Annotated in this window: 6 protein-coding genes; 2 read left to right on the top strand and 4 right to left on the bottom strand. The window is 57.6% G+C overall.

From position 1 onward, the window contains the following. Nucleotides 1-69 precede the first annotated feature (69 nt). The 4 genes from L1073_RS03895 to hsdR all read right to left on the bottom strand — a co-directional run bounded on the left by L1073_RS03895 (nucleotide 70) and on the right by hsdR (nucleotide 6,827). Nucleotides 70-1,080: an Abi family protein gene (locus L1073_RS03895; protein ID WP_246897020.1), complete on the bottom strand. Its 1,011-nt coding sequence runs from the start codon at nucleotides 1,078-1,080 to the stop codon at nucleotides 70-72. Next, nucleotides 1,080-2,840, bottom strand: a complete 1,761-nt coding sequence (locus tag L1073_RS03890; protein WP_246897019.1) for a restriction endonuclease subunit S — start codon at nucleotides 2,838-2,840, stop codon at nucleotides 1,080-1,082. The genes L1073_RS03895 and L1073_RS03890 overlap by 1 nt, the downstream gene beginning before the upstream one ends. After that, nucleotides 2,837-4,315: a type I restriction-modification system subunit M gene (locus tag L1073_RS03885; protein ID WP_246897018.1), complete on the bottom strand. Its 1,479-nt coding sequence runs from the start codon at nucleotides 4,313-4,315 to the stop codon at nucleotides 2,837-2,839. The genes L1073_RS03890 and L1073_RS03885 overlap by 4 nt, the downstream gene beginning before the upstream one ends. 79 nt (nucleotides 4,316-4,394) lie before the next feature. Then, nucleotides 4,395-6,827 carry an EcoAI/FtnUII family type I restriction enzme subunit R gene (gene hsdR, locus L1073_RS03880; protein WP_246897017.1) on the bottom strand — a complete coding sequence of 811 codons (2,433 nt, stop codon included), beginning with the start codon at nucleotides 6,825-6,827 and terminating at the stop codon, nucleotides 4,395-4,397. A 184-nt stretch (nucleotides 6,828-7,011) separates the two neighbouring features. On the opposite strand from hsdR, the gene L1073_RS03875 reads away from it, so the two are divergent. Together L1073_RS03875 and L1073_RS03870 are read left to right on the top strand one after the other, a co-directional pair. Then, nucleotides 7,012-7,200, top strand: a complete 189-nt coding sequence (locus L1073_RS03875) for a hypothetical protein (protein ID WP_246897016.1) — start codon at nucleotides 7,012-7,014, stop codon at nucleotides 7,198-7,200. Between the two features lie 76 nt (nucleotides 7,201-7,276). Beyond that, the gene (locus tag L1073_RS03870) at nucleotides 7,277-12,064 is read left to right on the top strand and encodes a DUF3320 domain-containing protein (RefSeq protein ID WP_246897015.1); all 4,788 of its coding nucleotides are present in this window, start codon (nucleotides 7,277-7,279) and stop codon (nucleotides 12,062-12,064) included. The last annotated feature ends 101 nt before the right edge of the window (nucleotides 12,065-12,165 follow it).

The following is a 12,165-nucleotide window of genomic DNA, read 5'->3' as shown; positions in this document are numbered from 1 at the left end:
AACTAAGATACGCTTCAACACGGCCCCTATCGGTGCGACTGCTCGGCAGTAGCGCTGCTTAGGGGTTTTTTATTGCCGTTCTTTCCATTTCCAATCATGCCAGCCATCAATGATGCCCATTCCCTTCAAGTTAAGCCCGGTCGGCGTCAGGTCTGGAAAGCTAACCAATAGCTCGCTTAGACGCTGCCACCAAGTAGAGGTAGGGTTTGTCGTCATCAGCAAATGCTGAACGATGCAGAACAGTAGAAACGGGCGCGCCTGGACATGCGAGTCCTGCCAGGCGTGCTCGAAAAGCGGTACTTCTCCCAGCGCGGGTTTTCGAGGCTGGTCGGCCATGTTCCGGTTCCAGAGACGGCTGTGATGTGCACAAACGTTGCGCAGATAATTAAGGCTGCGCAGCCAGGAAGCGAAGACACGACCGTTGCTGATTCCGTATCGAGCGGCGATGGCGTCCTGCTCGCGCTCGCGCATGCCACCAAACAGATGCGATAGCGTTCCGAAATCCCAAATCTCGCTAGCAATCCAGATCGGTACGGGCAAGCCATATTTCTTCTTGTGATGCTCGATGAAGGTCTCCTTCGAGCGGTTGATCAGCCTCGCCTGGTTTTCCTGCCATTTATGCAGCTGCGTCAGTCCGGTTTTCTGATCGATTTTTTGGGCGAATTCATCGTGTAGCAGGGAAGGGTTCAAATAGGCGTAAGGGTCCAGCCGCCCCAGCGTATGCGCAATATCCACTCGCAGCCCGACCTCGATGCGCTCTAGTGCGTCCAATGCCAGGAGGCGAAGCCGCTTATCGAACACATATAGATCCACAGCTTGTTGAAAGGCGGCACCTGGCTTGAAGGTATCGAGCATCAGGTGATCTGTCTTACCTTTCTTTAGCATGGGGATGCCACTCTTGCTCAACGGGGAACATGCCCCCGAGCGCTGGCGAAAAGCATACCAATAACCGCTCAGGCGGTAGTAGCCGATCCGCTGCAAGTGAGCCAGAGCCCTCTGCTCATCGGTTATTGTCAGGCCTCGATCTTTCAGCTGCTGTAGCTGTTCAAGGTAACTGAGCCAAGGTTTGTCGTAAGCCATCAGGACACTGCCTGTTCCATGATTGTCTCGGCCAGCTGGGACCGGGTCTTGCCGGACTCGCTCAGGCGCGATTTTAGCTGGTCGCAGAGGGTCATCAGCTTGTCGACTTTTTCGACGATGCGGTGTTGTTCATAAGGTGGGGGGAAAGGGCAAATATACCTTGCTAGCTTGTCGCCAGGTAAGTGCTTGATAGTCGCTCCAGTGAAGAGCTTACTGAGCTGGCCATTTGTTGCAGAAACAGTGAGGCATATTTTTAGGAAGTGTGGGCTTACTCCTCCAAAAGTTCTGTGTCGATGAATGGCCTTTTGAATGTAAATCTCTTGTTCAGCGTTTTCCCAGACTGCGCAGCGTCCTGGCTCCCCACCTTCGCAGATTAAAAGGTCTCCATTTTTTACCGAGTATTCGCTAAGCTCATGTTCTTCTAGGAGGAGGGTTTTTATATCAGATAAGTCAAATTTCCACCACTTTACATTGGTGTTTCTTAGGTATTTCTTGTGTTCTCCTTGGTTTTTTGCTTTATCAAGCATCTTGCCAAGCCGGGTATATCCCGTGGATTGAAAGTAAGTCCACTGCCAACTGTTAGGAAGTTCGTGAGGTTTTTCTGACTCATAAATCGGTGGAAGTTTTTTCGGCTTCTTGATCTCTCCTTGCTTGACCAGCCGCTCCCTCTCTTCGACGATTCTTTCTAGTAGCACACTGGCCGGCTCGTCATTAGGATTTTGCGGCACCAGCCGTCCCATCACCGCCAGCTGCAAGACAGTCTGCTTGAGCTTGTCGATGCTGGCTTCGGTGGTGAAGAGGGCATCGAAATGCTCGGCCACGCGGGCCCAGTTCTCGCCTAGCTCGGGAGCATCCGTGGAGCGAGTCAGGGCGTTGAGGAGGGTGTCGACCAGGACTTCATGGGCTTCCAACTGGTCGCCGACTTGCTGCTCCAGCCGGTCGCAGAGGGCCATCAGCTCATCGACTTTAGCGACGATGCGGTGTTGTTCTGCCAAAGGTGGAAAAGGAAGTGGTTCTCCCGCAAAGTAGTCTTTGGGGACACGCTTCTGCCCGGCGGAACCAGTCATTTTCTTTTCGCCGTTGCTTAGGAAGCGAGGCGATTTCAGGCAGAGAAGCACATAGAGGGGGTTTAGTGTGGCCCCATAGGGACGAGCAATATGGAGTTCTGTAGTGCCAGCACCGATACCATTTTCCAAGTTGCGAAAAACAGCAGCCTTGCTGTTCTCAAAGCAGGGAGTGATTTTCGCAATGGCAATGTCGCCATCAGCAAAGTGGGTATAGCCTTTCTTTATCTCACTCCATGGACGAGGCTCCTGACCATGCTCTCCATAATATGAAGTCGATATCAGGGGCATGGGAACAAAGGTTGCTTGTAAGTTATCTTCAGCATCGTTTCTTGGGTTAATTTGGCTTATATTGCCAAGACAGGTCCATTGCCAGCCATAAGGCAGCCCAAACGGCTTCTCATCCTCGGCAATCTCCGGCAACTCTTTCGGCTTCTTGATCTTGCCTTCCTTGACCAGCCGCGCCTTTTCCTCGGCGATGCGCTCCAACAGCACGCTAGCAGGTTCATCGTTCGGGTCCTGCTCGACAAGCTTGCCGCGTACGGCGAGCTCCAGAATCAGCTCGCGCAGTTTCTTGATGCCGGTCAGTTCGATTTTTCCGTTCTTACCCGATGCGCCACGCCCGGTGCCGCTCTTGTGGGTAACGGCGCCGGTCCAGAGGTCGAGGTGGTCGGTGATCAGCTTATGTGCACTCATGCCTGACCTTCCGTGTCGCGGGTGAGGGCGGTGCCGAGGATGGTCTTGAGCTGGTCGCGTAGTTCCTGGATTTCCGCCTGCTGTTGGGCGTACTGCTCAAGCAACTCATCCGGGTCATGGCTGACTTCTTCGTCTTGCCAAGGGTTCTTGATATCCAGGTTGTAGTTACGCGCCTTGATCTCGTCGATGCCGACCTTCCAGGCCTGCTCGGTTTCCTGGCGGCTGGTGAAGCCGTCGGCTTCGTCGCCCCACCAGTCGATCTCAGTCGCGAACTCCTCGACGCGCATGGGCTTGGTCTTGCTGTAGTTCTTGTAGCCCTCGGGGTAGGGGTGCTCGTAGTACCACACTTGTTTGGTCGGCTGGCCCTTGGTGAAGAACAGCAGATTGGTCTTGATGCCGGTATAGGGGTTGAACACGCCGTTGGGCAGGCGAACGATGGTGTGCAGGTTGCACTCGTTCAGCAGCTTTTCCTTGAGCCGGGTTTTCATGCCTTCGCCGAACAGAAAGCCGTCCGGCAGCACCACGGCGGCACGGCCGCCGGGTTTCAGCAGGCGGATGAATAGCGTCATGAACAGGTCGGCGGTCTCGCGGGTGCGGAATTCCGCCGGGAAGTTGCTCTCGATGCCGTCTTCCTCGGTGCCGCCGAACGGTGGATTGGCAACGATGACATTGACCCGTTCGCTCGGTCCCCAGGCCTGGTAGGAGCGGTTCAGGGTATTGTCGTGACGAATCTGGCTGGGTACCTCGATGCCGTGCAGGATCATGTTGGTGGTAGCCAACAAGTGAGGCAGCGGCTTCTTCTCCCAACCGTAGAGGCTGTATTGCAGCGCCTGCTCGTCGGCGGGTGTCTGCACGTAGTGCTTGCGCTTGTGCTCGATGGCACAGGTGAGAAAGCCGCCGGTGCCACAGGCGGGATCCATGACGCTCTCGGCAAGCTTGGGGTCGACGCGATTGACCATGAACTCCGTCACCGCGCGCGGGGTATAGAACTCCCCGGCGTTGCCGGCGCTCTGCAGGTCCTTGAGGATCTGCTCGTACATGTCGCCGAAGGCATGGCGCTGCTGGGAGGCATTGAAGTCGATGCCGTCCTGGATGCGGTTGATCACCTGGCGCAGCAGGTGGCCGGACTTCATGTAGTTGTAGGCATCCTCGAACACGCTGCGTATCACAGCTGCGCGGGCATCGCTGCCGGCATCCAATTGCTGCAAACCGGGGAAGAGGGTGTTGTCGATAAAGTCCTTCAGCGCCTCGCCGGTGATGCCCTCCGGATTGGCGGCCCAATTACTCCAGCGTAAATGCTCGGGAATGGGGCTCACGTAGTCGTCGTAGAGCACCTCCCACTCCTGTTCGCGGTCATCGTAGATCTTCAGAAACAGCATCCAGACCAGCTGGCCGATGCGCTGGGCATCGCCGTCGACACCGACGTCCTTGCGCATGATGTCTTGAATGCTCTTGATGGTACTGCTGATGCTCATGGGAATCCCGTTTCAATAACCAGAAGCGCGCCAGCGGAGCCGCTGGCGCGCAGAATGCGACGTATTGTACCTAGCCCGGTCAGACGGCTGTAGCGGCATCGGCGTAGAGTGTTTCTTCGAGCTCCCGCACGGCCTCGTGATAGCCTGCTTTGCCGCCGAAGGCCTGGGTCAACTCCACTGTGGTGCCAAGCCGGTCCAGCGGCGTCACCTGTAGCACCTTGGTATCTTCGATGGTGGCTACGCCGCTATCGGCGTATTTGTCGAGCAGGGCATCCAGCACGGCGCGCGCCTGGCCCTCATAGCGCGCGAAGTAATCCGACTGGCGAGCTTTGGCCGCGCGCTGGCGGCGAGTCAACGCGGGCTGGCCGTAGACGATATGCACGATGGCATCGAAGGGATCCGGCGTATCACCAAGCGTCTTCTCGACCTCACTGGTCAGCTCTTCCCAGAACACGCCTTGCTCTGCCAGCTCATCCAGCACGGCCTGCTTGCGTTCGCTGGTTTCCCAGCGGCGCAGGAAGTCGTTCAGGGTGGCGTAGTGAGCGCGTACCGTCTTGCGGGTGTAGTCGGTCAGCTCTTCGGTGATCAGCTTGCCGTCCGGTCCCAGGTACTGCACACGACGCCCAATGACGGCCACGCTGACATCATTGACCACATATTTACTTGGAGGCTCGCCAAGGCCGTCCGTGCCGTCGTCGCCATCACCCAGTGGCGGATCATAAGGATCTGACGTTGAATCGCCGTCTGGTGAATCGCCGCCTTCATCTGGGGCTTCGTCATCTTCGCCATCGTCTTCTGGAGCATTATCATCGGGCAGCAGCGGGTCGCCGTCGCTGGGCACGTAGACCTGCTCGGGGTCGCCATCGAAGGCGGGGTCGGCGAACAGTTCCGTTGCCTTGCGGAAGTCGAGAATGGTGAACCAGAACTTGTCGTGTTCGGCGTCGATACGGGTGCCGCGCCCGATGATCTGTTTAAACTCGGTCATCGACTGGATGCGCTGGTCGAGCACTATCAGCTTGCAGGTCTTGGCATCAACACCGGTGGTCATCAGCTTGCTGGTTACCGCGATGACAGGGTAGGGCTCCTCGGGATCGGTGAAATGGTCCAGCTCGGCCTTACCCTCGAGCTCGTCCCCAGTAATGCGCATTACGTACTTGCGGTTCTTCGCGACCTGCTTCGGGTTGAGGTTGACCAGCGCCTGGCGCATCCGCTCGGCATGATCGATGTTCTCGCAGAACACAATGGTCTTCTGCATCGGGTCGGTCTGGGCCAGATAATCGGTGAGGGTACGCGCGACCAGCTCGGTGCGCTGGGTCAGTACCAGGTTGCGGTCGAAGTCGCGCAGGTTGTAGATGCGATCCTCGATAAGCTCGCCGTGGATATCGGTTTGACCATCGCTGGGGCGCCAGCCTTGCAGGTCGCGGTCCAGGTCGACCCGAATCACCTTGTAGGGCGCCAGATAGCCATCGTCGATGCCCTGCTTGAGCGAGTAGGTGTAGATGGGCTCGCCGAAGTAGTGGATGTTGGAAACCTCGGTGGTTTCCTTGGGCGTCGCGGTCAGCCCGATATGGGTAGCGCCGCTGAAATAGTCCAGAATGGCGCGCCAGGCGGAGTCTTCGGCGGCACTGCCACGGTGGCACTCGTCAATCACGACCAGATCGAAGAAGTCCGGCGAGAACTGCTTGTAGATGTTCTGTTCTTCTTCGCTGCCGGTAACGGCTTGGTACAGCGAGAGGTAGATCTCGTGTGATTTCTCGATCTGGCGCTTGGTGATCTTGGTCATCGCCTGGCCAAAGGGCTTGAAGTCGCCTCTCTTGGTTTGGTCCACCAGCACGTTGCGGTCAGCCAGGAACAGGATGCGCTGCTTGCGACCGGCCTTCCATAGCCGCCAGATCAGTTGGAAAGCGGTGTAGGTCTTACCGGTGCCAGTGGCCATTACCAGCAGCAGGCGATTCTGCCCTTTGGCGATGGCCTCGACCGTGCGATTGATGGCCACTGCCTGGTAGTAACGGGGCGCACGGCCGCTGCCGTCATTGAAGAAGGGCTGCTCGATGACCGGTCGAGTCTCTTCATTCAAGCCTTTCCAGCGGCGATACCCGTGCCAGAGGGTATCCGGTCCCGGTAGTTGATCAAGCGCCAGCTCAGTCTCGGCCTGATCGAACACCAGCCGATGCGGATCGCTGAACAGAAAGCCGCTGCCATTGGAGCTGATGGCAAAAGGCACATCGAGCTTTTCCGAGTAGGCCTGCGCCTGTTGCATGCCATGGGCCAGGCTGTGGCTGGCATCCTTGGCCTCGATAACGGCGATGGGCTGGTTCTTCTGAAAACACAGCACGTAGTCCGCCCGGCGCGGATGAGCGCGGTGGTGCATGCGGCCCCGCACGATGATGCGGCCGTCACTGACCGGGTACTCTTCGCGAACTTGGGTATGAAGATTCCACCCCGCCTGCTGGACGGCTGGAGTGATGAACTTGGTACAGATATCCCGTTCGCTGAAAGCTTGCTTGGCCATAGCGGCTTCCCTGCTGCGTCTTATAGATTGGGTAACACTTTTTACGTTAGATTACGTGAAAAGGCACCGAAACGCATTGGGCCTGGGCATCACGCTCAAGAGGCAGTCGTCTAGTGCCTGTATGAGCTAGCTGCTTGAAGAAGACAATATCATCGGTGTCAGCAAGGTGGGCGCCGGCAAGCCCATGATCTTGAGAAGCAACGCCTCGCTGGGGAAGAAAGTCACCGACGCCGTACTCGGTAGCATGAGCGATCAAGAAAAGCTCAGCATGCCGCTGCTGGAGAATGAGGAGGCGGGCAGGCAGTTTGCGCTGTTGATTCTCAAGCTATTGGCGGGAAGGGCGGACGAGAAGTACAGCAGTAAGGGGCGATAATCGCCGATGAAGTCGAACTCCCACGACAATAATCTATGAATTTTCCAATACGTGACTCACGCAGGGAGCGCGCCACATGGACAAGTCATCACTTCAGCAAAAACTAGAGCTGGCTCGCCATGAGCTCCTCGACATGGGCTTGCGGGGCAACCCGCTGCTGCATGTGCCCAGCAACAAACGCTTTCTCGACATCGTGGATGAGCGGTCAACTGAGGTCGCTAATATTCTGGTCGAGGAAAAAAAGGCCATGCGATTCCTGCCGCTGCCGGAGGCCTACGAGAAGGAAGAACCTGACTCAGATGACGAGCAGAATGTAGAGCAAGACGAGGAGCAGGAGCCGCTACCGCCTCTCGAGGCTTATCTTGAGCAGGAACAGGGCGAAGACCGATTCAGTGATCTCTATCTACAGACGCGCCTCCCGGCTCGAGAGCTGGACACACGGCTAGTGAAGCTGGAAAACGAAGCTCATACCCTACTTCAGGAGCAGGGTATTGAGGTGCTGTATCTAGCAATGGGGTTCCTGGAATGGTACGAGGATGAGAACGCTCATACAGCGCGTTATGCACCGCTGATCTTGGTGCCCGTAGAACTTCAACGCGAGTCCGCTCGCGCCGGCTTCACTTTGTCGTTCACCAATGCCGAGATGGGGGGCAACCTGGCATTAGCCGCCAGGCTGAAACAGGACTTTCGCTTGACGCTTCCCGAATTCGACGAAGAGACGTCGTTGGTAGACTATTTCGGGCACGTCCAGCAGATGGTCGCCGACCGTCCCCGTTGGAAGGTCCATGTTGACCAAATTCGTCTGGGGCTCTTCTCGTTCGGCAAGTTTCAGATGTACACGGATCTCGACCCAGCCAACTGGCCGGAATCTCATGCGCTCTTGGAGCATCCTCAACTCGAAAAACTGTTTGAATCAGGGTATCGCGAGGATGCCGAGCGCCTTGAGGCCTCTTCAGGCCATGACCTGCTCAAGACGCCTGAGGCGCTTCACCTGGTCAAGGATGCCGACTCTAGCCAGCTCGAGGCCATTCTCGCGGTGATGGAAGGCGCTAGTCTGGTAGTGCAGGGCCCCCCTGGAACTGGCAAATCACAGACCATCAGCAACCTCATCGGAGAGGCATTGGCTCGTGGCAAGAAGGTCTTGTTCGTTGCCCAGAAAATGGCGGCTCTGGACGTTGTCAAATCACGTTTGGACGAGTGCCATCTCGGTGATGCCGCGCTGGAACTGCACAGCCACAAGAGTAACAAGAAGGCGGTCCTTGATTCGCTTCGTCGGGTGTTCGATAACGGGCGCCCCAAGGTGCCGGATCGCACCCACGAGTATCAGCGCCTCACCGAGGTTCGCGAGTCGCTGGACAGCTATGTGGAAGAGATTCGGGTACCCATTCTTAATTCCAAGACCGATTATGTGACGGCTCTGGGACGTATGCTGGAGCTGCAAAGTGATAACCGCTTGCAAGCCCTATCCCGGATCGACTTCCAGTATCTGAGCGAATGGGGGCCACAAGAGCTATCGCGAGGCCAGCGTACCATGGATGCCATGGGTGATTATTTGGCTGAGTACGGGCCACCCTCCGAGAACCCCTACCGTTACTCGCAGCGCCAGGCCTTGTCGCCCAATGAGGAGCTGGAGCTTCGCAAGCTGGTTCAACGGGCCTCCGACCAACTGACGGAATTGACTGACAATGCCGTTATCTTGGCCAAGGCGATGCAGTTGCCGGTTCCTCAAGACTTCGACGACATTGCCATCTTGCAGCGAGCCGGCCAGCGTGCGCTCAATGCGCCGCATTTGGCCGGAGTGAAAGTGAACACCGAGCAGTGGCAAGCCCGGCGTGACGAGGTGCATCAAGCCATTACCGCCGGTCAGGCGCTGTCCCGTACTCGCGACGCCATGCAACCACGCTTCATCGAGGCAGTGTATGACGTCGATTTGCTGCCGGTTCGCACCGGTCTCGCTGGGCGGGCAGACAAGTGGTGGCGTTTTTTCTCCGGTGAGTATCGTCGGGCCACGGCCACCTTGAGAGGCTATGCTCGCGGCCAACTGTCAGGCAGGCCGGTAGACTGGTTAGGGTGGGTTGATGAGTTGTTGGAAGCCCAGCAGCATCGTAAGACACTGGAGCGTGTGTCGCCCACTTGCCAAACCCTTTTCGGAGCTCAGTGGCAGGGCGAAGAGAGCGATTGGTTGGTGCTGGCGCAGCTCGCCGAGTGGATCGTTGATTTATATGATGCGATCGGTAAGGGAGAGTTGCCGCCGGGGCTGGCCGACTTCTTGGATGGTAACCCCGATCTGCGGGAACATGCTGACCAAGTAGAAGCACTGCAAGCACAGTCAGAGCGCATCCAAGGGTTGCTGCAGGAGCTTTGCCACCAGGTCCAGTGGCAGGGTGAAGTGTCACAAGTTGATCTGGTCACCTGGCATCAGCGGCTCTCCGGCTGGCAAGACAGTGCTCAGTTGTATGCAGTGGTTCGCTTTAACCAGCTAAGTGAAGATCTTGAGACATCGGGCCTTGGACATCTGACAGAGACATTGGCCAACTGGTCTCATGCTCCGCGCGCTCTTAGCAGATGGCTCGAACTGAGCTATTTCGGCGGTCTGGTGGATCATGCCTATGTGAAGCGCCCGCGTCTGGCTCGCTTTGATCGATTGACTCACGAGCGCCTCATTCAAGAATTCAATCAGTTGGATGAGGCCAGTTTCCGATATGCCCAGGAGTCACTGGTCGAGCGCCTGTATGCCAACCTTCCGTCTAAGCATGCTCCGGGAGAGATGGAGGTCCTGCGCAAGGAGTTCACAAAGAAACAACGCCACTTGCCCATTCGAAAGCTGCTGCGTGAGGCGGGGACCGTTATCCAGCAGGCCAAGCCGGTGTTCATGATGAGCCCGATGTCGGTGGCAGGCTATCTCGCTCAGGGGAACTTGGATTTTGACCTCGTGATCTTCGACGAGGCGAGTCAGATTCCGGCCCCCGAGGCCTTGGGGGCCATTCTTCGGGGGCGCCAGGTCGTGGTGGTGGGCGACAGCAAGCAGATGCCGCCCACCAACTTCTTCGGCCAGTCCGTCGAGCTCAGTGACGAGGAGGCCGATGAAAGCGCCACGGCTGACGTGGAAAGCATCCTCGGCATGATGAAGGCCCGCGGCATGCCCGAGCGCATGTTGCGCTGGCACTACCGTAGTCGCCATCACTCCCTGATCGCCGTCTCGAACGATCAGTTCTACGATAATCAGCTGCTGATCTTCCCCAGCCCCGGTGTCCATCCAGAGGCCAGAGGGCTGCGTTTCCGTCACCTGCCTGAGACCCACTACGACCGCGGTGGCTCGCGTACTAATGCGGGCGAGGCTCGTGCTGTTGCCGAGGCGGTCATCCAGCATGCGCAAGCAACTCCCCAGCTGTCGCTCGGGGTGGTGGCCTTCAGTACCGCCCAGCGAGAAGCCATTTTGCTGGAGGTGGAGCGTCTACGCCGAGAGCATGATGAGCTCGAAAACTTCTTCCGCCATCATGACGGAGGGGATGAGTTCTTCATCAAGAACCTGGAAAACGTTCAGGGCGATGAGCGCGATGTGATCTTCATCAGTGTCGGATATGGACGCACGTCGGCAGGTCGTCTCGGACAGAATTTCGGCCCGATCAACAAGACCGGGGGCGAGCGACGCCTGAACGTGCTGATTTCTCGCGCTCGGCTGGCCATGGACGTCTTCGCCAACTTCCAGGCTGATGAGTTGAAGGCCACTGAGTCATCCCCGTTCGGGGTTCGTGCCCTGCAGGCTTTCCTCAAGTATGCCGAGACGGGAGAGCTGCCTACTTACGAAATCAACGAGAGGGAGCCCGACTCACCTTTCGAGTGGGCAGTGATGCGTGCCATTCAGGACCTGGGCTACGAGGTCCAACCGCAGGTCGGTAGTCAGGGCTTCTTTATCGATCTGGCGGTACGCGATCCCGAGGCTCCCAGTCGGTTCCTGCTGGCTGTGGAGTGCGACGGTGCCAGCTATCACAGCAGTACCATCGCGCGTGACCGAGATCGCCTGCGTCAATCCGTTCTTGAAGGGCTGGGGTGGCGCTTCCATCGTATCTGGAGCACTGAGTGGTTCCGTAATGCGGCTGCCGAGACGGAACGCTTGAAGGAGGCTTTGGAGGCCGCCAGTCGTCACCAGAAGGACCTGGAAGCGCGTGCCAAGGCGGCAGCCGAGGACATCACGACGATGCGGGATGACGAGCCTCAAATTGAAGAAGCGACCGAGGCGGAAGTCTCTAGCGGCATAGCGCGGGAAGCCGAAACTGACCTAAATCCAGGCATACCGGCATACGCTCCCGTCGACACGACGCGGATTGGCTTATCCAGTGCAGATAGCCAGTTCGACGAGATCCCCGCGAGCCGCTTGCAAAAGGCCATCCTGGCCGTGGTCGAGGGCGAGGGGCCGATCCACAGAAAGATGCTGCTGGTCAGGCTGACCGAAGCGACCGGGGTTCAGCGTGCCGGCGCCAGGATCCAGCGTCGCGTGGATGCTGAGTGTCGGTCCTTGGTGAAGAAGGGGACACTGAATCAGGATGAGGACATTCTCGATGTCATGAACCGAGAGGTGCTGGCGCTGCGTGACTGGAGCGTGTTGCCTTCAAGTCAGCGCAAGTTCGAGTTGGTACCAGAGGTAGAGCTAGAAAATGCGATTCTGCAGACGCTTCACGATGGTGTCTCGGTTGGACCAGAGGACGCCATGAGTGCTGCCATCAATCAGTTGGGCTTCAAGCGGTTGACTGGACTGATTCGCCAGCGTCTCGAGGCTCTCATCGGTAGTTTGATGGATAAGGATAAGGTGCAGGAGCGCCGCGGGCGACTGCAATTGAGTCAAGTCACAGCTACTAGTAGCTGATCCAAGAGCGGCGAACCAGTCATGGCCCAGATTCGGATCAATGAACGCGACTGGGCCATGCACGGCCTGCTCCCTAAGAAGGCCCCTGACGGTTTGCTCGG

The organism is Chromohalobacter nigrandesensis, from assembly GCF_023061285.1.
In the GTDB taxonomy this organism is placed as follows: domain Bacteria; phylum Pseudomonadota; class Gammaproteobacteria; order Pseudomonadales; family Halomonadaceae; genus Chromohalobacter; species Chromohalobacter nigrandesensis.
Note: the sequence above shows the minus strand (reverse complement) of the source record. Positions and strands in the feature narration are given on the sequence as shown.

What these genes read in the sequence shown, in the direction of transcription:
- L1073_RS03895 (WP_246897020.1), bottom strand. Translation starts at nt 1,080, where the DNA reads ATGGCTTACGACAAACCTTGGCTCAGTTACCTTGAACAGCTACAGCAG.
- L1073_RS03890 (WP_246897019.1), bottom strand. Translation starts at nt 2,840, where the DNA reads ATGAGTGCACATAAGCTGATCACCGACCACCTCGACCTCTGGACCGGC.
- L1073_RS03885 (WP_246897018.1), bottom strand. Translation starts at nt 4,315, where the DNA reads ATGAGCATCAGCAGTACCATCAAGAGCATTCAAGACATCATGCGCAAG.
- hsdR (WP_246897017.1), bottom strand. Translation starts at nt 6,827, where the DNA reads ATGGCCAAGCAAGCTTTCAGCGAACGGGATATCTGTACCAAGTTCATC.
- L1073_RS03875 (WP_246897016.1), top strand. Translation starts at nt 7,012, where the DNA reads ATGATCTTGAGAAGCAACGCCTCGCTGGGGAAGAAAGTCACCGACGCC.
- L1073_RS03870 (WP_246897015.1), top strand. Translation starts at nt 7,277, where the DNA reads ATGGACAAGTCATCACTTCAGCAAAAACTAGAGCTGGCTCGCCATGAG.